The 22,449-nt window shown below is 64.7% G+C and carries 16 protein-coding genes and 4 tRNA genes; 5 read left to right on the forward strand and 15 right to left on the reverse strand.

Annotated features, from left to right (window positions below):
• Positions 1 to 180: 180 nt before the first annotated feature.
• The 3 genes from ligA to smc form a co-directional block, all read right to left on the reverse strand.
• Positions 181 to 2,565, reverse strand: coding sequence for an NAD-dependent DNA ligase LigA (gene ligA, locus FHR73_RS07660; RefSeq protein ID WP_183630342.1), 2,385 nt, complete (start codon positions 2,563 to 2,565; stop codon positions 181 to 183).
• 113 nt (positions 2,566 to 2,678) lie between these two features.
• The gene (zipA, locus tag FHR73_RS07665) at positions 2,679 to 3,578 is read right to left on the reverse strand and encodes a cell division protein ZipA (protein ID WP_183630343.1); all 900 of its coding nucleotides are present in this window, start codon (positions 3,576 to 3,578) and stop codon (positions 2,679 to 2,681) included.
• A gap of 205 nt (positions 3,579 to 3,783) precedes the next feature.
• Complete coding sequence (gene smc, locus FHR73_RS07670) at positions 3,784 to 7,269, reverse strand: chromosome segregation protein SMC (RefSeq protein ID WP_183630344.1); 3,486 nt, start codon at positions 7,267 to 7,269, stop codon at positions 3,784 to 3,786.
• Positions 7,270 to 7,434: 165 nt separating this feature from the next.
• On the opposite strand from smc, the gene FHR73_RS07675 reads away from it, so the two are divergent.
• Positions 7,435 to 8,430, forward strand: a complete 996-nt coding sequence (locus FHR73_RS07675) for a sulfate ABC transporter substrate-binding protein (RefSeq protein WP_183630345.1) — start codon at positions 7,435 to 7,437, stop codon at positions 8,428 to 8,430.
• A 91-nt stretch (positions 8,431 to 8,521) separates the two neighbouring features.
• Here the strand turns inward: FHR73_RS07675 and FHR73_RS07680 are convergent.
• From FHR73_RS07680 to FHR73_RS07695, 4 genes are all read right to left on the reverse strand, one after another.
• Positions 8,522 to 8,597: transfer RNA gene (locus tag FHR73_RS07680), tRNA-Gly, on the reverse strand.
• Positions 8,598 to 8,601: 4 nt separating this feature from the next.
• A tRNA-Glu gene (locus FHR73_RS07685) sits at positions 8,602 to 8,677 on the reverse strand.
• 64 nt (positions 8,678 to 8,741) lie between these two features.
• Positions 8,742 to 8,817 (reverse strand) — tRNA-Gly (locus FHR73_RS07690).
• Between the two features lie 5 nt (positions 8,818 to 8,822).
• A tRNA-Glu gene (locus FHR73_RS07695) sits at positions 8,823 to 8,898 on the reverse strand.
• Positions 8,899 to 9,069: 171 nt separating this feature from the next.
• Here FHR73_RS07695 and FHR73_RS07700 point away from each other — a divergent pair.
• Complete coding sequence (locus tag FHR73_RS07700) at positions 9,070 to 9,837, forward strand: hypothetical protein (RefSeq protein ID WP_260175663.1); 768 nt, start codon at positions 9,070 to 9,072, stop codon at positions 9,835 to 9,837.
• A 25-nt stretch (positions 9,838 to 9,862) separates the two neighbouring features.
• Here FHR73_RS07700 and FHR73_RS07705 read toward each other — a convergent pair whose 3' ends face one another.
• From FHR73_RS07705 to msrB, 4 genes are all read right to left on the reverse strand, one after another.
• The gene (locus FHR73_RS07705) at positions 9,863 to 10,351 is read right to left on the reverse strand and encodes a GAF domain-containing protein (RefSeq protein WP_183630346.1); all 489 of its coding nucleotides are present in this window, start codon (positions 10,349 to 10,351) and stop codon (positions 9,863 to 9,865) included.
• Entirely contained in the window at positions 10,348 to 11,235 is an 888-nt protein-coding gene (locus FHR73_RS07710) for an ATP-binding protein (RefSeq protein WP_183630347.1), read from the reverse strand. The genes FHR73_RS07705 and FHR73_RS07710 overlap by 4 nt, the downstream gene beginning before the upstream one ends.
• Before the next feature lie 105 nt (positions 11,236 to 11,340).
• A complete protein-coding gene (locus tag FHR73_RS07715; protein WP_183630348.1) occupies positions 11,341 to 11,826 on the reverse strand; it encodes a glutathione peroxidase in 486 nt (161 codons plus the stop codon).
• Positions 11,823 to 12,224: a peptide-methionine (R)-S-oxide reductase MsrB gene (gene msrB / locus FHR73_RS07720; RefSeq protein ID WP_007162231.1), complete on the reverse strand. Its 402-nt coding sequence runs from the start codon at positions 12,222 to 12,224 to the stop codon at positions 11,823 to 11,825. The genes FHR73_RS07715 and msrB overlap by 4 nt, the downstream gene beginning before the upstream one ends.
• Positions 12,225 to 12,379: 155 nt before the next feature.
• Here msrB and FHR73_RS07725 point away from each other — a divergent pair, with 155 nt between their 5' ends.
• Positions 12,380 to 13,591: a pyridoxal phosphate-dependent aminotransferase gene (locus FHR73_RS07725; protein ID WP_183630349.1), complete on the forward strand. Its 1,212-nt coding sequence runs from the start codon at positions 12,380 to 12,382 to the stop codon at positions 13,589 to 13,591.
• A 193-nt stretch (positions 13,592 to 13,784) separates the two neighbouring features.
• On the forward strand, positions 13,785 to 14,663 hold the full coding sequence (htpX, locus tag FHR73_RS07730) for a protease HtpX (protein WP_007162229.1): 879 nt from the start codon (positions 13,785 to 13,787) through the stop codon (positions 14,661 to 14,663).
• A gap of 39 nt (positions 14,664 to 14,702) precedes the next feature.
• On the opposite strand, the gene FHR73_RS07735 is transcribed toward htpX, so the two are convergent.
• Together FHR73_RS07735 and FHR73_RS07740 are read right to left on the reverse strand one after the other, a co-directional pair.
• Entirely contained in the window at positions 14,703 to 15,878 is a 1,176-nt protein-coding gene (locus FHR73_RS07735) for a VWA domain-containing protein (RefSeq protein WP_183630350.1), read from the reverse strand.
• Between the two features lie 8 nt (positions 15,879 to 15,886).
• The gene (locus FHR73_RS07740; RefSeq protein WP_183630351.1) at positions 15,887 to 16,720 is read right to left on the reverse strand and encodes a MoxR family ATPase; all 834 of its coding nucleotides are present in this window, start codon (positions 16,718 to 16,720) and stop codon (positions 15,887 to 15,889) included.
• Between the two features lie 110 nt (positions 16,721 to 16,830).
• On the opposite strand from FHR73_RS07740, the gene cysK reads away from it, so the two are divergent.
• A complete protein-coding gene (cysK, locus tag FHR73_RS07745) occupies positions 16,831 to 17,805 on the forward strand; it encodes a cysteine synthase A (protein ID WP_183630352.1) in 975 nt (324 codons plus the stop codon).
• A 103-nt stretch (positions 17,806 to 17,908) separates the two neighbouring features.
• Here the strand turns inward: cysK and FHR73_RS07750 are convergent, their stop codons facing one another.
• Together FHR73_RS07750 and lon are read right to left on the reverse strand one after the other, a co-directional pair.
• Positions 17,909 to 19,765 (reverse strand): SurA N-terminal domain-containing protein, encoded by a 1,857-nt coding sequence (locus tag FHR73_RS07750; RefSeq protein ID WP_183630353.1) that lies wholly within the window; start codon positions 19,763 to 19,765, stop codon positions 17,909 to 17,911.
• Between the two features lie 174 nt (positions 19,766 to 19,939).
• Positions 19,940 to 22,336 (reverse strand): endopeptidase La, encoded by a 2,397-nt coding sequence (lon, locus tag FHR73_RS07755; protein WP_183630354.1) that lies wholly within the window; start codon positions 22,334 to 22,336, stop codon positions 19,940 to 19,942.
• Positions 22,337 to 22,449: the final 113 nt, after the last annotated feature.

Here is a 22,449-nt window from a genome sequence, read left to right on the forward strand (position 1 = left end):
GCTTAAACCAAGCGAAGCCTAATCTGTTCAGCCATTGCCTTGCCACTGCCTGACGGCAGCATTCAAACGAAGCGATCAATAAGTGCCGGTCTTTATTGGCGCTTCGTTATATTCCAATAACGTCTGCAGTCATTGACGAGAACAATAAGGATCAGACCCTTGTGGGCCTGATCCCTGTCGCTAGCGAACGCCCTGAGCGTCGAGGATCTGCAGGAAGGCGTCCTCGTCCAGCACCTTGACCCCCAGCTCATTCGCCTTGGTCAGCTTGGACCCCGCTCCTGGACCTGCGACCACCACGGCGGTCTTGGCCGATACCGAACCCGACACCTTGGCGCCCAGGGCTTCCAGGCGCTCCTTGGCCTCGTCACGACTCATGGCCTCCAGCGTTCCGGTGAGCACCCAGGTCTGGCCGGCGAAGGGCAGGCCCTGCACGGCCTGGCGGGTACTTTCCCAGTGCATGCCGAAGGCTTTGAGCTGGGCCTCGATGGCCAGCGCCCGGGTGACGTTGTCCGCCTCGGCGAAGTACTCGCGTAACCCCTGCTTGGCTCTCTCGTTGAGCCCGGCGAGGGTCTTGAAGGTCAGCCAGTCCTGCGACCCCTCGATCAGGGCCGCCAGGCTGGGAAAGGCGGCGGCCAGGGTCTTGGCGCCGGTCTTGCCCAGGTAGGGAATGTGCAGCTGGTCGAGGAAGTCGGCGAAGGCGGCATAGCCGGAGAATTCGGCGTGCACCTCACCCTCGTCCGCCAGCGCGATACCGTTGGCCAGTAGCGCCTCCAGGACCTCGCGATTGTGCGCGGACTGGAAGAAGTTGTGGATCTCGAAGGCCACCTCCGGCCCGATGTCCGGCAGATAGACCAGCACCTCGGGCAGCGCCTCGCGGATGCGCTGCAGACTGCCCAGGGCGCGTGCCAGGCGCTTGGCGGTCTCTTCGCCCACCTCGGGGATGCCCAGGGCGAAGATGAAGCGGGCCAGCGCCGGCTGGCGGCTGGCTTCGATCGCCGCCAGCAGATTGCGACTGGACACCTCGGCGAAGCCTTCCAGCTCGACCACCTGCTCGTAGGTCAGGGTGTACAGATCCGCCGGCGATTTCACCAGGTCGCGGTCCACCAGTTGCTCGACGATGCGATCGCCGAGGCCGTCGATGTCCATGGCGCGCCGCGAGGCGAAGTGGATGATCGCCTGCTTGAGTTGCGCCTGGCAGGCCAGGCGGCCGACACAGCGATAGACCACGCCCTCGCTGACCGACTCCTTGCCCTTGCCGCGCTTGATCAGCTGGGTGCGCTCCACCGCCGAACCGCACACCGGGCACTGGGTGGGGATCGCCACCGGGCGGGCATCCGCCGGCCGCCGCTCTGGCACCACCTGCATGATCTGCGGGATGACGTCCCCGGCGCGGCGCACGATCACGCTGTCGCCGATCATCACGCCCAGCCGGGCGATCTCGTCCATGTTGTGCAGGGTGGCGTTGGTCACGGTGACGCCGGCCACCTGCACCGGCCTGAGCCGGGCCACGGGGGTGATGGCACCGGTACGGCCCACCTGGAATTCGACATTGAGCAATTCGGTCAGCTCTTCCCGGGCGGGAAACTTGTGCGCCAGCGCCCAGCGCGGTTCCCGGGCGCGGAAACCCAGCTCGCCCTGCCAATCCAGGCGGTTGACCTTGTAGACCACGCCATCGATCTCGTAGGCCAGGGCATCGCGGCGCTGGCCGATGTCCTGGTAGTAGGCACGACAACCTTCCGCGCCCTGCACCTTGCGCAGCTCGCGACTGATGGGAATGCCCCACTCCCGGAGCTGCTGGAGAATGTCGTACTGGGTGTCCGGCAGAGCCCCGCCCTCGACCCGCCCGAAACCGTAGCAGCAGAACTCCAGCGGCCGCTGGGCGGTGATCCGCGAATCCAGCTGGCGCAGGCTGCCGGCCGCGGCATTGCGTGGATTGGCGAAGGTCTTGCCACCGCTTTCCATGGCCCGGGCATTGAGCGTCTCGAAACCGGCGCGGGACATGAACACCTCGCCACGCACCTCCAGCACCGCCGGCCACCCTTCGCCCTGCAGGCGCAGCGGGACGTTGCGGATGGTGCGCACATTGGTGGTGATGTCTTCGCCGGTGGTACCGTCGCCGCGGGTGGCGCCGCGGGTCAACAGGCCGTTCTCGTACAGCAGGCTGACCGCCAGTCCATCGAGCTTGGGCTCGCAGGTGTACTCGACACCGGAATCCGGTCCGGCGAAGTCGGTCTCGCCGAATTCCTCACGCAGGCGCTTGCCGACACTGCGGTCGAAATCCTGCAGGTTCTCGTCGGCGAAGGCGTTGCCCAGGCTGAGCATGGGCACCTCGTGGCGGATGGTGCCAAAGGCGGCCAGCGCCGAGCCGCTGACCCTCTGGGTGGGCGAGTCGGGCGTCACCAGCTCGGGATGCTCGGCCTCCAGCGTCTTGAGTTCGCCGAACAGCCGGTCGTACTCGGCATCGGGCACGCTCGGCTCGTCCAGCACATAGTAGCGATAGTTGTGGGCGTCGATCTCGCTGCGCAGGGCGGCGATCCGGGTGACGGCATCTTGGGCGTCGGTCATGGCGGTCTCTCACTGTCGCCACCCAGGGGTGGCCCTGGCGGCACCGGGGCGCCGCGGCAAAACTTACAAACAAAAAGAGCAGCCGAGGCTGCTCTTGGTTCGCTCCGGCGCGATCAACGCTTGAGCATCAGGCTCTTGCGTTCGAAATCGACGATGCGCTGGCGGTAGTGTTCGATGGTCTGGGCGGTCATGACGCTGCGCTGCTCGTCCTTCAGCTCGCCATTGAGCTCGGACGACAGTTTGCGCGCCGCTGCCACCATCAGGTCGAAGGCCTGCTTGGGATGACGCGGACCGGGCAGACCCAGGAAGAAACTCACCGCCGGGGTATGGAAGTCGTCGATGGCATCCAGGTCGAAGGTGCCCGGACGCACGGCATTGGCCATGGAGAACAGCACCTCGCCATTGCCCGACATGCTCTCGTGACGATGGAAGATGTCCATGTCGCCGAAGCGCAGCCCGCTTTCCAGGATGCTCTGCAGCAGCGCCGGACCGGAAAAGCCCTTCTCGTCGCGGGAGATCACGTTGATCACCAGCACCTCGTCCACCGGCGCCATGGCGGCCTGGCTGTTGCCCGTGCCGACGGGCTCGCTGACCGGCTCGCGCTCGGGTGCCTTGCTGCTCAGCGGCTTGTCCTTGCGCGGCTTGTCGCGACCACGGGTGGCGACTTCATCGGAATCGACGGCCAGGCCTGCCAGGCTTTCATCGCTGGCGGACAGGTCGAAGCTGTCGGCACTGGGTTCCTCACGGCGTTCATCGCGGCGCTTGCGCTGGGTGGAGCGCGGCGGCGTCGGCTCGCCCGGATCATCCAGCGAAGGCTCCTTGGGCTCTATCACCCGTGTCGGGCCAACGATTTCCGGATCCTCGTCCTGGTGTTCCGGATGGTTGTTCAGCGACTGGTCAAGTTTGAACTTGAGCTTGCCCTTGCCGCTCATGCGACGCCAACCATCGAACAGAATACCGGCGATGACGATGACGCCGATGATGATCAGCCACTCGCGCAGACCCATATCCATGAAAAAGACATACCCCTGTGAAAATAATGGACCGACACTCGTCGGGAAACTTTGGAAAGTCGACGCTTGCGAGGTCTTTCCAAAACCTCCGAAACCTACGCCAAGTCAGTGTTCTTCTTAGCTTTTTCCACTTACCGCTAGCGCGGCCATAAGCTAGCACGACTGCTGCCAACTTTACACCGCCACGCCGCGAGGCTGTGGGGTACTAGGCATCGACCATGGCCACCGCCTCTTCCACATCCACCGCCACCAGCCGAGAACAGCCCGGTTCGTGCATGGTCACACCCAGCAACTGATCGGCCATCTCCATGGCGATCTTGTTGTGCGTGATGTAAATGAACTGCACCTTCTCCGACATGCTCTTGACCAGTCGGGCATAGCGGCCGACGTTGGCGTCATCCAGGGGCGCATCCACTTCATCGAGCATGCAGAACGGTGCCGGATTCAACTGGAAGATGGCAAAGACCAGCGCCAGTGCCGTCAGGGCCTTTTCGCCACCCGACAACAAATGAATGGTGCTGTTCTTCTTGCCCGGCGGCCGCGCCATGATCGCAACCCCGGTATCGAGTAAATCTTCCCCAGTAAGTTCCAGGTAGGCGCTGCCACCCCCGAAAACTTTTGGGAACAGGGCCTGGAGGCCATAATTGATCTGGTCGAAGGTGTCCTTGAAACGATTGCGGGTTTCCCGATCGATCTTGCGAATGACGCTTTCCAGGGTCTCCAGTGCCTCCACCAGATCGGCGTTCTGGGCATCGAGATAGGTCTTGCGCTCGGCCTGTTGCTGATATTCGTCGATGGCCGCCAGGTTGATCGGTCCGAGCCGGACGATCCGCGCCGCAACGGCTTCCAGCTGCTCTTCCCAGACGGCCTCGCTGGCCTCCACGGGCAGGGTCGCGAGCACCGTCGACAGGTCGTAGCCATCGGCCGCCAGCTGCTCGGCGAAGCCACTGCGCCGGGTCGCCAGCCCCTGCCACTCCAGGCGATGCTGCTCCAGCTGGCCGCGCAGCAGCGTGGCCTGCTGTTCCGCCTGCAGGCGCCGTCGCTCGAAATCACGCAATTCCCGATCGGCATCCTCCAGCGCCAGCCGCGCCGTGCGCATCTCCTCGTCCACCTGCAGGCGCCGCTCCAGCAACTCTTCCAGGCGCAGTCGTAATTCGTCGAGGGGCTCGCCGCCTTCCTCCAGGTTGAGATTGAGCTGCTCGCAGCGCTCGCCGAGGCGTGCGGTCTGCAACTCCAGCCGCTCCAGCGCCTGGAGGGTCGACTGACGCTGGGCTCTCAGGGTGGTCAGCCGCACCGTCAACTGATGGAGTTGCTCCTGGGCCTGGCGCTGGCGCTGCCGAGCCGCTTCCACCGCCTGCCGATGACGGTCGCGCTGTTCCTGCAGCTGGGCGCGCTGCTCGGTATCCACAGCCATGGCGTCGAGGGCGTCCTGCAGACGCAACCGGCATTCACCCAGCTCTTCCTGCTCATGCGCCAGCTGCTGCTCGACATCCTTGAGCTCGGCTTCCAGCTGCCGGCGACGGATGCTCAACTGTTCGGCCCGCGCCTGCTGGGCGGACAGCTGGGCGCGCGACTCGGCCAGCCGCTGCTGCTCCTGCTGCTGGCGTCGCCGCGCCTCTTCGCGCTCGCCTTCCAGCCGCTGCTGGGCCGCGCGACGATCCTCCAGCCGCTCTTCCTGTAATGCGAGCGCCGCGCTCAGTTCCAGGCGTCGCGCCTGCAATTCCTCCAGTTCGCGTCCGCGGACCAGGACACTGCCTTCGGCCGCCTGGGCACGACGCACGCGCAGGAAATGCCGGGAGACCCAGTAGCCTTCCGGCGTGATCAGACTCTGCCCCGGGGTCAGGGCCGCCCGGCGTGCCAGGGCTTCGTCGTAACTGTTCGCGATCAGCACCTGCCCCAGCCAGGGCGATAGGTCGCGCGGTGCCTGTACCTGCTCCAGCAGGCTGCCCGCGGCGACCGGCACCGCGCCGGGCAGTGCCAGATTAAGGGCGCCACTGGCGAAGGTGTCGAGCCGCAGGGACGCCAGATCATCCAGGCAGACCGCCTGCAGATCGCTACCCAGCACGGTTTCCACCGCCAGTTCCCAACCCGGGGTGACCTGCACCTCATCTGCCAGCTGCGGCGCCTGGTCGAGCCCTTCGGCTTCGAGCCATTGAGCCGCGCCGGTGTCTGGGGCCAGCGCCGCCTGCTGCAGGGCCTCCAGCGAGGCGATGCGGCCTTCCAGCCGCTGCAATTCGCCCTGGCGCTGACTCTGCTCGCCGGCCAGCTCCAGCAATTCCTCCCGCAGCTGCTGCAAGTCCTCGGCGACCTGCGCTTCCTGCTCGGCCAGGTCTTCCAGCAGCAATTCGTCTTCGGCGATCTGCTCCTCCAGCATGACCAGCCGCTCGGAGGGACCGTCCTCGCCCAGCAGGGTGCGCTCGTCACGCAGTCGACGCTGGCGGTCCATGCCCCGCTCCAGACTCTGCTCCAGCGAGCGGATGCGCGCCTGCTGCACGTCCGCTTCCCGCTGCGGCTCGACGCTCGCCGCACTGAGCGCCTCCCAGCGCTGCTGCCAGTCCGCCAGGGCCAGCTCCGCCTCTTCCAGCGCGGCACCGCCCTCCTCGCCCAGCTCCCGGGCCGCCGCTTCCTCGGGTTCGAGCATCGCCAGCTCTTCTTCGAAGGTGGCGAGCAGCACCCGGTCGTGCTCCAGGTGGGACTCGGCTTCGCTGCGGGCCTGTTCGGCTTCGTGCAGATCGTCCTGCAGTTGCCGCTGGCGCTGCTGACCGTGCTGGATGGTCTGCTCCAGGCGGGCGATGTCACCGCCCAGGGAATAGAAGCGACCCTGCACCCGATTGAAGGCTTCGCTCAGCTCGTGATGACCGTCGCGCAGCCGCTCGATGCCGGCGTCCGCCTGGCGCTGCTCGGCGGTCAGGGCCTCGAGAGCGGTCTCCTGGTCGCGGATCACCTTTTCGCGCTGCTCGACGCGACCATCCAGTTCGCGCCAGCGCACCGCCTGCAATTGCGCCTTGAGTTGCCGCTCCTCCTGCCTGAACGCCTGGAAGCGTTCGGCCGACTGTGCCTGGCGGTGCAGCCGTTCCAGCTGACGCTCCAGCTCTTCGCGCAGGTCGGTCAGGCGGGCGAGATTCTCCTGGGTGCGGCGGATGCGATTCTCGGTCTCGCGCCGTCGCTCCTTGTACTTGGAGATGCCGGCGGCTTCCTCGATGTAGTGCCGCAGGTCCTCCGGGCGCGCCTCGATCAGCTTGGAGATCATTCCCTGCTCAATGATCGAATAGCTGCGCGGTCCGAGGCCGGTGCCGAGGAAGATGTCGGTGATGTCGCGCCGACGGCACTTGGTGCCGTTGAGGAAATAGGTGTTCTGGCCTTCGCGGGTCACCCGCCGGCGAATGGAGATTTCCGCGTAGCTCGCGTACTCGCCCACCAGGGTGTGGTCGGAGTTGTCGAAGATCAGTTCGATGGAGGCCTGGGACACCGGCTTGCGGCTGTTGGAGCCGTTGAAGATGACGTCGGTCATCGACTCGCCGCGCAGATTCTTGGCCGAACTCTCGCCCATCACCCAACGCACGGCGTCGATGATATTCGACTTGCCGCAACCGTTGGGGCCGACCACCGCTGCCATGTTGCTCGGGAAATTCACCGTTGTCGGATCGACGAAGGATTTGAATCCCGCCAGCTTGATCGACCTCAACCGCATATCAGGAGCCCTTGTTCACCGCGCCGTGCCCAACCGCAGGCGAAAGCGAAAGTCTACCATTGGCGGCCCGACTGCCGTTGCCGCGCATGAGCTTATTTCCAGGCGTTCTGCACGCCACCGGGGCGACAGGCTATAGTCCTGCACCCCCACTCGCAGGATGCCCCCATGAAGCTCCTTCGCCTTACCCTGCTCGCCACCGCCCTGGTGGCCAGCGCCCAGGTCCTGGCCGCCCCGCCGCTGCTCAACGTCTCCTACGACGTCATGCGCGACTTCTACAAGGACTACAACCCGGCCTTCCAGGCGCACTGGAAAGCCGAGCACGGCGACACCCCGGTGATCCAGATGTCCCATGGCGGCTCCAGCAAGCAGGCGCGCGCGGTCATCGACGGCCTGCAGGCCGACGTCATCACCATGAACCAGGCCACCGACATCCAGGCCCTGGCCGATCGCGGCCTGGTGCCCAAGGACTGGGAAAGCCGCCTGCCCGACCGCAGCGCGCCCTTCACCTCGGCCACGGTGCTCATCGTCCGCCAGGGCAACCCCAAGGGCATCCACGACTGGTCCGATCTGCTCAAGGATGGCGTCCAGGTGATCGTGCCCAATCCCAAGACCTCCGGAAACGGGCGCTACACCTATCTTTCCGCCTGGACCTATGCGCTGCGCCAACCGGGCGGAGACGAACAGAAAGCCCGCACCTTCGTCGCCGATCTGTTCAAGCACGTGCCCATCCTGGACACCGGCGGTCGCGCCGCCACCACCACCTTCATGAAGAACCAGCAGGGCGATGTCCTGGTGACCTTCGAGAACGAAGCCGAGATGATCGCGCGGGAATTCGGTCGTGGCGGCTTCGAGGTGGTCTATCCGAGCATCTCGGTGCAGGCCGAGCCGCCGGTGAGCGTGGTCGACAGTGTCGTCGACAAGAAGGGCACCCGCGCCGAGGCCGAGGACTACCTCAGGTATCTCTGGTCCGACCAGGGCCAGAAGATCGCCGCGGACAACTTCCTGCGCCCGCGTAATGCCCAGATCCTGGCGCAGTACGCCGATCGCTTTCCCAAGCTGGAACTGATCGATGCGCAGAAGGAATTCGGTCCCTGGAGCGGCATCCAGAAGACCCACTTCGCCGATGGCGGGATCTTCGACCAGATCTATACGCCCCAGTGACAGGCTCGCGCCCGGCCAGATGCCGGGCGTCTGGCCGGCCTGACAGACGCGCACACAAAAACACCGCCTGGAGGCGGTGTCTTTGTTTGTTTGGAGCGGGAAACGAGACTCGAACTCGCGACCCCGACCTTGGCAAGGTCGTGCTCTACCAACTGAGCTATTCCCGCAATATGGCGTCCCCTAGGGGACTCGAACCCCTGTTACCGCCGTGAAAGGGCGGTGTCCTAGGCCACTAGACGAAGGGGACGAAACCTCTTTCCACAAGGCCTTTCACCTTGCATCCGCCCGCCCGAGGGCAACCGGATTGTATCTGGAGCGGGAAACGAGACTCGAACTCGCGACCCCGACCTTGGCAAGGTCGTGCTCTACCAACTGAGCTATTCCCGCAATTTTGGCGTCCCCTAGGGGACTCGAACCCCTGTTACCGCCGTGAAAGGGCGGTGTCCTAGGCCACTAGACGAAGGGGACCAGGTAGAATCCCTCAGGACTCTGGCCTACCACTCGGCTGACGCTTGCCGCCGTTGGGAGTGCGCGCATTCTAGGGAGCCTTACCCTGGGCGTCAATAGCTGATTAAATACTTTTCAAATCAACGACTTCGCTCGCACGACAAACGGCGGGCAAGCACCATGGAGAAGGTCATGTCCTCAACGATGATTGCAGCGGTAGTGGGGCTTGGCATCCTCTTGTTGATCATGATCGCCTTCGTCAACCAGAAGCTCGAAGCCGGACGCCTGGAAAAGCAGCGCCTGGTCGCCGACCTCACCGACCGCATCAAGCGCTGCGCCCAGCTGGGCGGCAGTCTACCCGGCCAGCTGATGACCCCGGCGCTCAAGCAGCTGTTCCACCGCATTGAACTGGGGCTGATCGCTCGCCTCGCCGCCCTGCAGACCCCTTCCGCCAGCCTCACCGCGCGCAAGACCGAACTGGAAGAAGCCCTGGCCAAGGGCGACGACATCGAGGTCGGCAATGTCGCCCGGCCCGTGCACACCGAGGCCCGGGTCAAGGAAGTCCGCGGCTATCTGGAAATGCTCCATGCGCTCGTCGCCCACGCCAACCAGATCGGCATTCTCGATGGCCAGGAGGCGCAGCGCTGGGTCGGCGAGATGCGCTATCTGCTCACGGCGACCTATGTGGAATTCTTCCGCTATCAGGCCGAACAGCAGATCAAGAGCGAGCACTACATCCAGGCGCGCCAGTCGTACGAGCGGGCGATCATGCAGATCCGCAAGCAGCAGCAACCCGAGCGCTATACCGAATTGCTGGCCTATCTCGAAGAGCAAATCACCCAGGTGAAACGCCAGCAGAGCGAACTGGTCGAGCAGGCCAGCAGCAGTGCCAACGAGCTGTCGGACAGCGTGGACACGCTCAAGGACGACAGCTGGCGCAAGAAGAACGACTACGAGTGAGGGCTGCCCTGCCCTCCTCCGGCGATCAGCAGTCGGTCGCGGCCATGAAGGCCACTACCAGGGCTTCGATACCGGCCTGATCCGCCGCGCTGAAGCGCCCCGGATGCGGACTGTCCAGATCCAGCACGCCGATCAGGCGACCGTCTTGGACCAGCGGCACCACCAGCTCGCTGCGCGACGCGGCGTCACAGGCGATATGCCCGGGAAAGGCATGGACGTCCTCGACGCGCTGGGTACGCCGCTCGCGGGCAGCCGCCCCGCACACGCCCTTGCTGAAGGGAATGCGCATGCAGGCCACCTTGCCCTGGAAGGGGCCGAGCAGCAGCTGGTCCTCACCCTCGACGAAATAGAAACCGGCCCAGTTCAGGTCCGGTACTTCCTGATAGATGAAAGCCGACAGCTGGGCGGCATTGGCCACCCGATTGCGCTCGCCGGCCAGCAGGGCTTCGACCTGGGCAGCCAGCATGGCATAGCCCTCGAGTCCGGCCCCTACGCCCGTCAGTTCTACGGTCATGTTTGCTCCAAGAGTTTGAGCCCGACCCACTGTCGGGCGAATTGATAGGCACAGCGGCCATTGCGATTGCCGCGACCGGACGCCCAGCGGATGGCTTCGCGATCCGCTTCCTCGGACCACTCCAGCTGCAAGCCGGACTTGCCGGCCAGGGTCGCGCACCAGTGGCGCACCACGGCGAGATAGTGATCCTGGGTGAAGGGATAGAAGGACAGCCATAGACCGAAGCGATCCGACAGGGCGATCTTGTCTTCGGCCGCTTCGCTCGGATGCAGTTCGCCGTCGACGTGCTCCCAGTTGGCATTGTCGCTCTGCCGCTCGGCCACCAGGTGACGCCGGTTGGAGGTGGCATAGAGCACCACGTTGTCCGGCGCCTGCTCCAGGGAGCCATCCAGCACGCTCTTGAGCACCCGGTAGTCGTCGCTGCCGGAATCGAAGGACAGGTCGTCGCAGAACACCACGAAGCGCTGCGGCTGGCCGGCGAGCTGCTCCACGGCGCGGGGCAGATCGGCGAGATCGTCACGCTCGATTTCGATCAGCCGCAGCCCCTCACCAGCATATTCCGCCAGCAGCGCCCGGATCAGCGACGACTTGCCGGTGCCCCGCGCGCCCCACAGCAGCGTGTGGTTGGCCGGCAGTCCGGCCACGAACTGGCGGGTGTTGCGGGCGAGCTGGTCGCGCTGGCGATCGATCCCCAGCAGATCGGCCAGGCGCAATTCCAGATTGACCTCGAGCGGCTGCAGATAGCCGCCATGGCCTTCCCGACGCCAGCGCGCCGCATAGCAACGCTGCCAGTCCAGCGGTTCGCGACGATGGGGCAACAGGGGTTCGAGACGCTCCAGCACCTGCCGCGCGTGGAGTAGAAAGTCTTCTAGGGAGGCATTCACAGGGATGATCCTTGACGACAAAAAGAGAAGCGGGCCAGCCGCCAGCCAGGCCGCGCATTATCGTATGACTTTTACCATCCAGACAAAGGCCGGACGAGCCAGGTGCTAGGATGCCAGCGCCTGGCGGACATGCTTTTCCAGCTGCGATGGCCGAGTAATGGGCGCGAAGCGCTGGACACGCCCCTGCGCCGGCGTGATCAGGAACTTGGTGAAATTCCAGCGGATCGCGCCGCCCAGGAGACCTGGCGCCGCCTGTTTGAGCGCGACGAACAGCGGATGGGCGCCTTCGCCATTGACGTCGAGCTTGGCCATTACCGGAAAGCTGACGTTGAAGCGGGTCAGGCAAAAGGTCTGGATCTCGGCATTGCTGCCCGGCTCCTGGCCGCCGAACTGATTGCAGGGAAAGACGATCACCCGCAGCCCTTCGGCCAGATAGCGTTGCTGCAGCGCCTCGAGGCCGTCGTACTGGCGGGTGAAGCCGCACCGGCTGGCGGTGTTGACCACCAGATAGGCCCGCGCCGGCCAGTCGGCCAGGCAGGCCCGCTGGCCGTCAGCCGTGTCGAACGGCAGGCTGAGGATGTCCTTGATCACGCCGAGGCCCTGGGTTGCAGCTGCAAGGCCACCGAATTGATGCAGTAGCGCAGGCCGGTCGGCGGCGGACCGTCGGGAAAGACGTGGCCCAGGTGCGCATCGCAGCGGGCGCAGAGCACCTCGACGCGGTGCATGCCGTGGCTGAAGTCTTCCTTTTCCCGCACCGCCTCGCCATCGATGGGCGCGTAATAGCTGGGCCAGCCGCAGCCGGAGTCGAACTTGGTGCTGGAGTCGAACAGCGCCAGCTCGCAGCAGGCGCAGTGATAGACGCCGGGTGTCTTGGTGTTGCAGTAGGCACCGGTGTAGGGTCTTTCGGTCGCGGCCAGGCGACAGACGCGAAACTGATCGTCGGTCAGGCGCTCACGCCAGTCTTCCGGGCTACGCTGTACTTTTTCCATGATGACCTCTCTGGATGCCGGCGCATCTTTTGTAACAGGCGATGCGGCCGTATGATTCCCGCTCAGTCTGGCATCCGCCCCCGGATGCTGCCAAGCGCCGGTCGGCGTCCGTCCCCGCCGAGTCTTTCTCGCCCTTTTCCAGGATTCATTTCCCCATGCAGGTCTCCAAGTCGAACAAGCTCGCCAATGTCTGCTACGACATCCGCGGCCCGGTCCTCAAGCATGCCAAGCGCCTCGAAGAGGAAGGCCACCGCATCCTGAAGCTCAACATCGGCAATCCGGCGCCCTTTGGCTTCGAGGCGCCCGAGGAGATCCTGCAGGACGTCATCCGCAATCTGCCGACCGCCCAGGGCTACAGCGACTCCAAGGGCCTGTTCAGCGCGCGCAAGGCGGTGATGCAGTACTGCCAGCAGAAGCGCATCGAGGGGGTCGGCATCGAGGACATCTACCTGGGCAATGGCGTCTCCGAGCTGATCGTCATGGCCATGCAGGCGTTGCTCAACAACAACGACGAGGTGCTGATCCCGGCGCCGGACTATCCCCTGTGGACCGCCGCGGTCAGCCTGGCCGGCGGCAAGCCGGTGCACTACCTGTGCGACGAGCAGGCGGGCTGGTTCCCCGACCTGGCGGACATGGAAGCCAAGATCACCAGCAACACCAAGGCGCTGGTGCTGATCAATCCGAACAACCCAACCGGCGCGGTCTATTCCAAGGAGGTGCTGGAAGGCATCGTCGAATTGGCGCGGCGGCACAACCTGGTGCTGTTCTCCGACGAGATCTACGACAAGATCCTCTACGACGAAGCCCAGCACATCTCCACGGCCTCCCTGGCGCCGGATGTCCTGTGCCTGACCTTCAACGGGCTGTCCAAGTCCTACCGCGTCGCCGGTTTCCGTTCGGGCTGGCTGATCGTCTCGGGCCCAAAGCATCGCGCCCACAGCTATATCGAAGGCCTCGACATCCTCGCCAACATGCGCCTGTGCGCCAACGTGCCGGCACAGCACGCGATCCAGACCGCGCTGGGCGGCTACCAGAGCATCAACGACCTGGTCCTGCCGCACGGACGTCTGCTGGAACAGCGCAATCGCACCTGGGAGCTGCTCAACGACATCCCCGGGGTCAGCTGCGTGAAGCCGATGGGCGCGCTCTACGCCTTCCCGCGCATTGACCCCAAGGTCTGCCCCATCCACAACGACGAGAAATTCGTCCTCGATCTGCTGCTTTCGGAAAAGCTGCTGGTGGTTCAGGGCACGGCCTTCAACTGGCCTTGGTCCGACCACTTCCGCGTCGTCACCCTGCCCCGCGTCGATGACCTGGAGCAGGCCATCGGCCGCATCGGCAACTTCCTCGGCGGCTATTCCCAGTAGCGGTAAAGCATTTCCGGGTCTTTCATCGGCTGGCGCCACTCGCGGCGTCAACCAGCGCCGGCCCTTGCGTGATCGTCGTCGCCTGGCCGGCCAGGCAGGCGACGACACAGTTTGCAATAGAGGAAACGTTGAATGGATCGGGGCCGAACCTTATATAGCCGGCAGATAAACCTGTGAGGAGCTGTACCCCACCATGATGCGCATTCTGTTGTTTCTGGCTACCAACCTGGCGGTGCTGATCGTTGCCAGCATCACCTTGAAGGTGCTTGGCGTGGATCGCTACACCGGTCAGAACTATGGCAGTCTGCTGGTGTTCTGTGCCGTGTTCGGTTTCGCCGGCTCGCTGGTCTCGCTGTTCATCTCCAAGTGGATGGCGAAGATGAGCACCCGCACCGAGGTCATCAGCCAGCCGCGTACCCGCCATGAGCAGTGGCTGCTGCAGACCGTCGAGGAGCTGGCCCGCGAAGCCGGCATCAAGACCCCCGAGGTCGGCATCTTCCCGGCTTACGAGGCCAACGCCTTCGCCACCGGCTGGAACCGCAACGACGCCCTCGTCGCGGTCAGCCAGGGCCTGCTGGAGCGTTTCTCGCCCGAAGAGGTGCGTGCGGTCCTGGCCCACGAGATCGGCCACGTCGCCAATGGCGACATGGTGACCCTGGCGCTGATCCAGGGCGTGGTGAACACCTTCGTGATGTTCTTCGCGCGGATCTTCGGCAACTTCGTCGACAAGGCCATCTTCAAGAACGAGGAAGGCCACGGGATCGCCTACTTCGTGACCACCATCGTCGCCGAACTGGTGCTGGGCATCCTGGCCAGCATCATCGTCATGTGGTTCTCGCGCAAACGCGAATTCCGCGCCGACGAAGCCGGTGCGCGCCTGGCCGGCCCCAATGCCATGATCGGCGCCCTGCAGCGCCTGCGTGCCGAGCAGGGCATCCCGGTGCAGATGCCCGACACCCTGAACGCCTTCGGCATCAACGGCTCGCTGAAGAACGGCCTGGCCGGTCTGCTGATGAGCCACCCGCCGCTGGAAGACCGCATCGAAGCCCTGCGCCGCTACGGCCAGCGCTAAGTTCGAGCCATGAAAAAACCCGGCCAAGGCCGGGTTTTTTCATGGGCGGGTCAACACCCGGATGGCCTCGCCCAGGCCTTCGCCGGTCAGGGGAAACATGCGCTGGGCCATGAGTTCGCGCAGCAGCTGGATCGAGGTACTGCTGGCCCAGCCCTCCTGCGGATAGGGGTTGAGCCAGGCCGCCCGCGGGAAGTGCTGGCACAGCCGCTGGATCCACAGGGCACCGGGCTCTTCGTTCCAGTGCTCGACGCTGCCTCCCGGATGGGTGATCTCGTAGGGGCCCATGCTGGCGTCGCCGACGATCACCAGGCGGTAGTCCGCGCCATGGCGGCGCAGCAGTTCGGCGGTGTCCAGCCCTTCCTCATGGCGCCGGGCGTTGTCACGCCAGACGCGTTCATAGACGCAATTGTGGAAGTAGTAGTACTCCAGGTGGCGGAACTCCAGGCGACAGGCGCTGAACAACTCGCTGCACAGGCGCACATGCAGATCCATGGAGCCACCGACATCGAGCAGCAGCAGCACCTTGGTCGCGTTGTGCCGCTCCGGTCGATAGCGCACGTCCAGCAGACCGCCCTCGCGCGCCGTGGCCGCGACGGTACCCTCCAGATCGAACTCCGCCGCCGCACCCTGGCGGGCGAAGCGCCTGAGCCGGCGCAGCGCCAGCTGCAGGTTGCGGCGGTCCAGCGGCGCACGATCGTCCAGGTTGCGGTAGTCGCGCTGCTCCCAGACCTTGGCCGCCCGACCCTGCCGGGTACCGGCCTCGCCGACGCGTACGCCGAAGGGATTGTAGCCACCGCTGCCGAAGGGACTGGTGCCCCCCGTGCCGATCCACTTGTTGCCGCCGGCATGCCGCTCGCGCTGTTCGGCGAGGCGCTGCTGCAGGGTAGCGAGCAATTCATCCAGGCCACCCAGGGCCTGGAGCCGCTGGCGATCCGCTTCGGACAGCCGCCGCTGCAGCTCTAGTCGCAGCCAATCCGCGGGAAGCGCCTGCGTATCCGCCGATCGCTCCGACCTGGCCAGCTCGCCGGCATAGACCTGGTCGAAACGGTCGAAGAAGCGCTCGTCCTTGACCAGCACGGCGCGCGCCAGCAGATAGAAGGCGTCGGGATCGGCCACCGCCAGACCCGCATCCAGGGCGGCGTGCAGATCCAGCAGTTCGCCCAGGGATACCGGGATGCCCGCCGCCCTGAGCCGGGTGAAGAAATCGAGGAACATGCCTCTCCTCAGCTCCGCCGACGACGCATGAAAGCCTGGCGCTCGAGCAGCTGCAGATCCTGTTCGTTCTTCAACAGGGCGCCCGCCAGCGGCGGCAGACCACCCTCGCCGTGCAATGCCCGCTGCGCCGCCTCATCGCCCAGCAGCAGCGCCAGCCAGTCCACCAACTCCGAGGTGGACGGCTTCTTCTTCAGCCCCGGCACGCTGCGCAGGTCGAGGAACAGATCCAGGGCCTCCTGGACCAGGCGCTGCTGGAGATCGGGATAGTGCACCTGGACGATGCGTTCGAGGGTGTCGCGCTCGGGAAAGCGGATGAAGTGAAAGAAACAGCGGCGCAGGAAGGCGTCCGGCAGTTCCTTTTCGTTGTTGGAGGTGATGATGATGATCGGCCGCCGCTGGGCGCGGATCGTCTCGCCGGTCTCGTAGACGTGGAACTCCATGCGATCGAGTTCCAGCAGCAGGTCGTTGGGAAACTCGATGTCGGCCTTGTCGATCTCGTCGATCAGCAGCACCACCGGATCCTCGGCGGTGAAGGCGTCCCACAGCTTGCCCGGCTTGATGTAGTTCGCCACCTCCTGCACCCGGGGATCGCCGAGCTGGGAATCACGCAGGCGACTCACCGCGTCGTATTCATAGAGGCCTTGCTGCGCCTTGGTGGTGGACTTGACGTGCCAGGTGATCAGCCGCGCGCCCTGGCTCTCCGCCACCTGCTCGGCCAGCAGCGTCTTACCGGTGCCCGGCTCGCCCTTCACCAGCAGCGGACGCCCCAGCTGGATCGCCGCATTCACTGCCAGACTGAGTTCGGCCGTGGCCACATAACGCTCGGTACCCTGAAAGGCCATCACTGATCCTCGGCAGCTGTTTCGCCTGACGATAGCACGCCGCGCCCGGGCTGGACGCCATCGGACGCAAGGCCTAGGCTGCGAGTTTTCCGCGCCGTACAGGATCCGCCATGAGCCGCATCTTCGCTGACAATGCCCAGTCCATCGGCAACACGCCGCTGGTCTACATCAATCGCCTCGGCCCCAAGGGCGTCACCCTGCTCGCCAAGATCGAGGGACGCAATCCGGGCTATTCGGTCAAATGCCGTATCGGTGCCAACCTGATCTGGGACGCCGAAGCCAAGGGGCTGCTCAAGCCCGGCATGAGCCTGGTGGAGCCCACCTCGGGCAATACCGGCATCGGCCTGGCCTATGTCGCCGCCGCCCGTGGCTATCGCCTGGTGCTGACCATGCCCGCCTCCATGAGCCTGGAGCGGCGCAAGGTGCTCAAGGCGCTGGGCGCGGAACTGGTGCTGACCGAGCCGGCCAAGGGCATGAAGGGCGCCATCGAGAAGGCGCGGGAAATCGCCGACTGCGAGCCCGATCGCTATTTCATGCCGCAGCAATTCGACAACCCGGCCAACCCGGCCATCCATGAAAAAACCACCGGTCCCGAGATCTGGAACGACACCGATGGCGCCATCGATGTGCTGGTGGCCGGCGTCGGCACCGGCGGCACCCTGACCGGCATCTCGCGCTTCATCAAGAACACCAAGGGCAAGCCGATCCTCTCGGTCGCCGTCGAGCCGGAGACCTCGCCGGTCATCAGCCAGACCCTCGCCGGTGCCGAGGTGAAGCCCAGCCCGCACAAGATCCAGGGTATCGGCGCCGGCTTCGTGCCCGGCAACCTGGATCTCGCCATGGTCGATCGCGTCGAGCAGGTGAGCGATGAGCAGGCCAAGCTGATGGCCCAGCGACTGATGCGCGAGGAAGGCATTCTCTGCGGCATCTCCTGCGGTGCCGCCATGGCCGCGGCGGTCCGACTGGCCGAGACGCCGGAGATGCAGGGCAAGACCATCGTGGTCATCCTGCCGGATTCCGGTGAGCGCTATCTGTCGACCATGCTGTTCGATGGCCTGTTCGACGAGCAGGAGCTGGTCCAGTAGGACCCGGGCGGCGACTGCCCTCTCCCATCGCGGGGCTGTTCGACAGCCATCGAGCCCCTTGCACCACCCAAGAAAAAGCCCGGTTTCCCGGGCTTTTTTCGTATCAGAGATGCTTGATCTCGGCCTTGGCGTCCAGGGCCCGACGGTAGGCCGCGAAATCGACCTGTCCCGCGCGCGAAGCCAGGTAGCGACGATACAGCGCCTTGTCCTCGGCGCTCAGGGCTTCCTTGGGTACCCCGACGCCCTGCAGACGAATCAGCACGAAGTCGCCATTCTGCAGGCTGATGCCGGCATAGGACGGCTTGTCGGCTTCCGGCTTGGCCATGCGGAAGGCCGCCTGCAGCACCTGGGGATCGACGCCCTCTTGGTTACGGGTAGCGGCTTCGACGGTACGCCAGTCACCCGCAGCTGCCTTGCCACCGGCACGCAGGGTCTTGAGCTGCTCTTCGCCAGCCTGCTTGGCCACCGCGGCGGCCTTTTCCTGGGTCAGGCGGGTCACGATCTCCTTCCTGACCGCCTCCAGGGGTTGCAGCTGCGGCGTGCGATGCTCCTTGTCGCGGATCACCACCAGGGTCTCCGGATCGAGCTGCAGCGCGGTGCTGTTGGCGCCGTTGCGCAGGACGTCTTCGCTGAAGGCCGCCTCGATCACCTGACGGTTGGCGGTCAGCCCCTCGCCGCCTTCACGACCGAAGGGAGCGCTGGTCTTGACCTGCAGACCCAGTTCCTGGGCCGGCTGGCTCAGGTCGGAGGATTCATAGGCGGAGCTTTCCAGCTTGCGGCCCGCTTCCACGAACAGGCGGTCGGCGTCTTCCGCCTTGAGCTGCTGCTCCAGACGCGGCCGGACACTGGCCAGGGTGGGCACTTCCGGCGCCTGGACGCCCTGCAGCTTGATCAGGTGCCAGCCAAAGCTGGTACGCACCGGCGCCGACACCTGCTGGGGCGCCAGCGCATAGAGCGCCTCTTCGAAGGCTGGATCATAGACGCCGCGACCGGCGAAGCCGAGGTCGCCGCCATTGGCTGCCGAACCCGGATCCTGGGAGAACTCCTTGGCCAGCTTGGCGAAGTCTTCACCCTTCTTCAGGCGTTCCTGGACCTGCTGGATCTTGGCCTTGGCCTGCTCGTCGTTCTGCTTGTCGTTGACCTCGATGAGGATATGGGCAGCGTCACGCTGCTCCGACAGGTTGGCGATCTCGGACTTGTAGGCGGCCTGCAGGCGGCTTTCGTCGACCTTGGCCTTGGCCAGGAAGGCGGACTTGTTCAGCTCGACGTACTCGATGACCACCTGCTCGGGGGTCATGAAGGCGTTCTTGTGGCTGTCGTAGTAGGCCTGGACTTCATCCTGGGTCGGCGTGATGCCGGACGGCGAGGCCTTGACGGTACGCATGGCGAAATCACGGGTCTGACGCTCGAGCGCGGCGGAGGCCTCGATGTCGGCATCGGTGACGAAGTTGCTGCCGACGATGCCGGCGCGCAGCTGACCGATCAGCATCTCGTCACGCAGCAGGTCGCGGAATTGCAGGCGGTTGTAGTTCATCTGGCGAACGGCCTGATCGAAGCGCTGGGGATCGAAACGCCCTTCGGTCTGGAATTCGGGGGTATTGAGGATCAGCTGATCCAGCGCCTGTTCGGAGAAGGCGAAGCGATCGGCCTTGGCGCTCTGCAGCAGCAGTTGCTTGTCGATCAGTGCCTTGAGCGCGGATTCGCGCAGCAGACGATCATCCAGGGTGGACGGATCGAAGCCCTGCCCCAATTGCTGCTGCAGCTGGCGACGCTGCATTTCCACGGCCTGGGCCAGCTCCGTCTGCTTGATCTCGTCGCCATTGACCAGGGCGACGGCGCCCTGGTGACCCGTGGCGCGGATGATCGCTTCGAAGCCGGTCAGTGCCATCAGCAGGATGATGAATCCGATGATGACTTTGGCAATCCATCCCTGCGAACGGTCCCTGATGTTTTGTAGCATGTTCCCCCCACGAGCTGTGGCCGGACCGGCCATGGCGAAATCGTCGAATAGCAAATAGCGAAAAGGCGCATCTCGAGATGCGCCTTTTCATCGATCAAGGACCTTGCATCCAGCAGGACGGCGGAGCACCAGCAACCTCGTCTGGCAGCCCGCCCATCAAGCCCAGGTACGCCGTCAGTGGGTACTGACGCGCTCCTTGCCTTCCTGATCCCGCTTCTCGTCCTTGCTGACGAGCTCCGGACCATCGTCCGGAAGCGGCTCCGGCGTGTATTGCAGCGCAACCTCCAAGACCTCGTCAATCCATTTGACTGGCTTGATCTGCAAGTCGGCCTTGATGTTGTCCGGAATGTCCCGCAGATCCCGGACGTTTTCTTCCGGAATGATCACGGTACGGATGCCGCCGCGGTGGGCTGCGAGCAGCTTTTCCTTGAGGCCGCCAATCGCCAGGACCTGACCACGCAGGGTGATCTCGCCGGTCATGGCCACGTCGGCGCGTACCGGGATGCGGGTAGCCGCCGAGACCAGCGCCGTGCACATGCCGATACCGGCACTCGGACCGTCCTTGGGCGTCGCGCCTTCGGGGACGTGGATGTGGATGTCGTGCTTCTCGTGGAAATCCTTGGGAATACCCAGGCTGCGACCACGGCTGCGGACCACGGTCAGGGCCGCGGTGATGGATTCGGCCATCACGTCGCCCAGCGAGCCGGTCTTGATCATCTGGCCCTTGCCCGGAACGACCGCGGACTCGATGGTCAGCAATTCGCCACCCACCTGGGTCCAGGCCAGGCCGGTCACCTGGCCGATCTGATCCTGCTGCTCGGCGAGCCCGTAGCGGAACTTGCGGACGCCCAGCCAGTGTTCAAGGGTGTCCACGGTGACGCTGGCGGTACGCTCCTTGCTCAGGGCGTGCTGCTTGACCACCTTGCGGCAGACCTTGGCGACCTGGCGCTCCAGGCTCCGGACGCCCGCTTCACGGGTGTAGTAGCGGATGATGTCGCGCAGGGCAGCTTCATCGAACTCCACCTCGCCCTTCTTCAGGCCGTTGGCCTTGACCTGCTTGGGAATCAGGTAGCGGGTGGCGATGTTGACCTTTTCCGCCTCGGTATAGCCGGGCAGGCGGATGACTTCCATGCGGTCAAGCAGTGGTGCCGGAATGTTCATGGAGTTGGCGGTGCAGACGAACATCACGTCGGAGAGGTCATAGTCCACTTCGAGGTAATGGTCGTTGAAGGTGTGGTTCTGCTCCGGATCCAGGACCTCGAGCAATGCGGAGGCGGGATCGCCGCGCATGTCGTTGCCCATCTTGTCGATTTCATCGAGCAGGAACAGCGGATTGCGCACGCCGACCTTGGTCATCTTCTGGATGAGGCGACCCGGCATGGAGCCGATGTAGGTGCGGCGGTGACCGCGGATCTCGGCTTCGTCACGCACGCCACCCAGGGCCATGCGCACGAACTTGCGACCGGTGGAACGGGCGATCGACTCGGCCAGGGACGTCTTGCCCACGCCGGGCGGACCGACCAGGCACAGCACAGGGCCGCGTACCTTTTTCACGCGCTTCTGCACGGCGAGGTATTCGAGAATGCGCTCCTTCACTTCCTCGAGACCGTAATGGTCCTTGTCGAGGACTTCCTCGGCGCGCGCCAGATCCAGGCGGACCTTGCTCTCGGCCTGCCACGGCACGTTCACCAGCCAGTCGATGTAGGAGCGCACCACGGTGGCTTCAGCCGACATCGGCGACATCTGCTTGAGCTTGTTCAGCTCGGCATTGGCCTTGGTCAGGGCATCCTTGGGCAGACCGGCGGCTTCGATGCGACGCTTGAGGTCATCGACTTCGTTGTGTCCTTCATCGATGTCACCCAGCTCTTTCTGGATGGCCTTCATCTGTTCGTTGAGATAGTACTCGCGCTGGCTGCGCTCCATCTGCTTCTTGACGCGGCCGCGAATGCGCTTCTCCACCTGCAGGAGGTCGATTTCGGCATCCAGCAGGGCCAGTACGTGCTCGACGCGTGCACCCAGCTCGGTGATCTCGAGGATCTCCTGCTTCTGCTCGATCTTCAGCGCCATGTGCGCGGCCATGGTATCGACCAGGCGGCTGGGGTCCTCGATGCTGTTGAGCGAGGACAAGACCTCGGCGGGGACCTTCTTGCCGAGCTGCACGTATTGCTCGAACTGGCTCATGAGGCTGCGCGAGAACACCTCGGATTCGCGATCCGGGGCTTCGCTGTCCTCGATCAGCGTGACCAGCGCACGGGCATAGGCCTGGCTCTCGACGAAGGACTCGATACGGCCACGCTGCTCGCCTTCGACCAGGACCTTGACGGTGCCATCGGGCAGCTTGAGCAGCTGGAGAACGGTTGCGACCGTACCCATGTGATACATGTCATCCGCAGCGGGATCGTCATCGCCGGGATTCTTCTGCGCGACCAGCAGGATCTGCTTGTCGCCAGCCATGGCGGCCTCGAGGGCCTCGACGGACTTTTCCCTTCCGACGAACAATGGGATGACCATGTGGGGATAGACCACTACGTCACGTAGGGGCAGCAGGGGAAGTTCTATCGTCGTAGTCATGGGATACGGGTCTCGGCAAATAATCGGCCGCAGATGCGGTTAAGGCCTCGGTTTTCTCTAACATGAGGTTGGCCGCCGCAAAATACAACCGTCGCTGAAATGAAAAAGGGGCC

Source organism: Pseudomonas sp. AS2.8 (assembly GCF_014190935.1).
Lineage (GTDB): Bacteria > Pseudomonadota > Gammaproteobacteria > Pseudomonadales > Pseudomonadaceae > Chryseomonas.